This window comes from Anaerococcus groningensis (genome assembly GCF_046365465.1).
Classification (GTDB): Bacteria; Bacillota; Clostridia; order Tissierellales; family Peptoniphilaceae; genus Anaerococcus; species Anaerococcus groningensis.
On sequence record NZ_JBGMEG010000018.1, the window covers coordinates 1 to 1,410 of the forward strand.

Genomic DNA, 1,410 nt, shown 5'->3' on the forward strand with positions numbered 1-1,410 from the left:
TCCTTAGAAAGGAGGTGATCCAGCCGCACCTTCCGATACGGCTACCTTGTTACGACTTCACCCCAGTTACTGACCCTACCTTCGACTGCTGCTCCCAAAAGGTTAGCTCACAGGCTTCGGGTATTGCCAACTTCCATGGTGTGACGGGCGGTGTGTACAAGACCCGGGAACGCATTCACCGCGGCATTCTGATCCACGATTACTAGCAACTCCAACTTCATGCACTCGAGTTGCAGAGTGCAATCCGAACTGGGACAGGCTTTTTGAGTTTCGCTTAACATCACTGTCTTGCTGCCCTGTGTACCTGCCATTGTAGCACGTGTGTAGCCCAAGTCATAAAGGGCATGATGATTTGACGTCATCCCCACCTTCATCCGGTTTGTCACCGGCAGTATTGCTAGAGTCCCCAACTTAATGATGGTAACTAGCAAAAGGGGTTGCGCTCGTTATGGGACTTAACCCAACATCTCACGACACGAGCTGACGACAACCATGCACCACCTGTATTACAGTCATCCGAAGATGTAGGGGATTATCTCTAATCCCTGCCGTAATATGTCAAGACTTGGTAAGGTTCTTCGCGTTGCTTCGAATTAAACCACATGCTCCGCTGCTTGTGCGGGTCCCCGTCAATTCCTTTGAGTTTCACACTTGCGTGCGTACTCCCCAGGCGGAGTGTTTAATGCGTTAGCTGCGGCACCCAGATTTACTCCAGACACCTAACACTCATCGTTTACGGCGTGGACTACCAGGGTATCTAATCCTGTTTGCTACCCACGCTTTCGTACCTCAGCGTCAGAAAATGGCCAGAAAGTCGCCTTCGCCACCGGTATTCCTCCTAATATCTGCGCATTCCACCGCTACACTAGGAATTCCACTTTCCCTTCCATCTCTCAAGGTTCCCAGTTTTAGAAGCTTACTATAGTTGAGCTATAGCCTTTGACTTCTAACTTAAAAACCCGCCTACGTACCCTTTACGCCCAATGATTCCGGACAACGCTCGGTCCTTACGTATTACCGCGGCTGCTGGCACGTAATTAGCCGGACCTTATTCGTATAGTACTGTCATTTTCTTCCTATACAAAAGATTTTTACAACCCGAAGGCCTTCTAAATCACGCGGCGTCGCTGCATCAGGGTTTCCCCCATTGTGCAAAATTCCCCACTGCTGCCTCCCGTAGGAGTCTGGGCCGTGTCTCAGTCCCAATGTGGCCGTACACTCTCTCAAGCCGGCTACTGATCGTTGCCTTGGTGGGCTTTTTTCTCACCAACTAGCTAATCAGACGCAAGTCCATCTTACACCGCTAACACTTTGACCATCACTTCATGCGATTTAATGGTGTTATAGGGTATTATTCTCCGTTTCCAGAGGCTATCCCATTGTGTAAGGCAGGTTACTCACGCGTTACTC

The 1,410-nt window shown here is 49.9% G+C and carries 1 rRNA gene; it reads right to left on the bottom strand.

Going from position 1 to position 1,410, the window contains the following annotated elements:
- Window positions 1-7: 7 nt before the first annotated feature.
- Window positions 8-1,410 (bottom strand): 16S ribosomal RNA (locus AB9Q04_RS08030); the annotation flags it as partial.